At 56.6% G+C, this 1081-nt stretch carries 2 protein-coding genes; both read right to left on the reverse strand.

Translation table 11 applies throughout. The features are described 5' to 3' along the window. Positions 1-56: 56 nt before the first annotated feature. Positions 57-500: a cupin domain-containing protein gene (locus U5A57_RS41245; protein WP_321918085.1), complete on the reverse strand. Its 444-nt coding sequence runs from the start codon at positions 498-500 to the stop codon at positions 57-59. A gap of 1 nt (position 501) precedes the next feature. Further along, positions 502-624, reverse strand: coding sequence for a hypothetical protein (locus tag U5A57_RS41250; protein WP_321918087.1), 123 nt, complete (start codon positions 622-624; stop codon positions 502-504). Between the last annotated feature and the right edge of the window lie 457 nt (positions 625-1081).

A 1081-nucleotide genomic window follows, 5' to 3' on the forward strand; every position in this document is an offset into this window, starting at 1 on the left:
CGCAGATCGGGCATCGAGAGCCAGAAACGATTGTCGGGCAACGACCGTTCGCTATTTCACGGAAGCGGAGCGGGCACCAGTCCGTACCTCGACATGACACCGATCAGCTTGTCGCGGTCGGGGGGGCCGCCGGCATTTATGATCGTTCCGACATCACGAAAATACTGCGCTCCGATGTCGGGCGTAAGGACGACGAGGGCGCGTGCTGTGTCAGTGTACGGGTTGCTGAAGTGGTGAACCGATCCTCTTGGGCTAACCCCGCATTCTCCCGGCGTCAGGTCTCGGACTATTCCATCAACCGAGCATCGAAGCACGCCCTCCAGGACATAAACGCATTCTTCGTTAAGGGTATGGCTATGTGGCGGCGGAACTGGAGAGTTGGGCGGCACGGTCAGCTCAAAAATACCCATGCCGCCTGTGGCAGTTCCGTCGATCAGGTATCGGATCTGCAATTGTCCAATGATGATTGGTTCGCCTGGCGGCGCGCCGCTGGGAGTCATTTTAAACCTCCTCCAGATCGGGATTTTTCGTCAGGCCGCTACGGTCGTAGGCAATGGAAGCAGCAATTGCGGCACGGCGCGCCGACGGAATTTTTAGATTCAATTTATCAATGGGTTTTGCCATTGCCACCGTAGCACTTCGCAGGCAGGCGTTTTCGGCGGACCGTTCAAGAAGACTAGTCGCTGCGGCAATTTGTTAAAAGCGAATGCGGCCCGCGCGAAGACGGCCCCATCTGCCTCGGTCAATGCCAGATTTTTTTCCACGAACGCGACGGGATTCTCGCCGGATTGTGGGTTCGCGACGCCATCAGCGTATTACAGTTTTGCGAGAGCCAAGGCAACTGGGACGTTTCCTTCTCCGCAAACACTCTGCGACGTTTGCGGGTTCCAGCGTTGTGCAAGACCAACTTCGAGACAAACAGTATTCTCGTCGCTACTTTCCAAGTGTGCGCTAACGCGCATACGCGTAACAATTACCTGACTTCGACGACGAGGGATGAGAGGAGTCGGCATGACCGTCCGTCATGCGAGGCGACGCTGACGTTCAAACGTCCGTGCAATGACCTGGATGAGCGGCCGTT

Source organism: Paraburkholderia sp. J11-2 (assembly GCF_905220185.1).
In the GTDB taxonomy this organism is placed as follows: domain Bacteria; phylum Pseudomonadota; class Gammaproteobacteria; order Burkholderiales; family Burkholderiaceae; genus Paraburkholderia.